1 protein-coding gene is annotated in these 259 nt (G+C 39.8%); it reads left to right on the top strand.

Translation table 11 applies throughout. The features are described from left to right. Window positions 1-259 (top strand): transposase (locus DWX61_RS18765; protein WP_207665001.1); only part of this gene is annotated, 259 nt, incomplete at both ends.

Here is a 259-nt window from a genome sequence, read left to right as displayed (position 1 = left end):
ACCAAACAGTGGAAAAAAGACCGGCAGAGAGATTTCTTGGGATCGATTTTGCCATGCAGGGAATGTGTGTATTTTCTACAGGAGAAAGAGCCGGGTACCCTATGTTTTACAGAAAAGCAGAGAAAAAACTTGCAAGAGAACAGAGAAAGCTCTCCCACTGTGAAAAAGAAAGCCGGAACTATCAGAAACAGAAAAAAAGAGTAGCTTTATGTCATGAAAAGATAAAAAACCAGAGAAAAGATTTCCAGCATAAGCTCAG

The organism is Ruminococcus sp. AF20-12LB (assembly GCF_003478985.1).
Lineage (GTDB): Bacteria > Bacillota > Clostridia > Lachnospirales > Lachnospiraceae > Blautia_A.
Note: the sequence above shows the minus strand (reverse complement) of the source record. Positions and strands in the feature narration are given on the sequence as shown.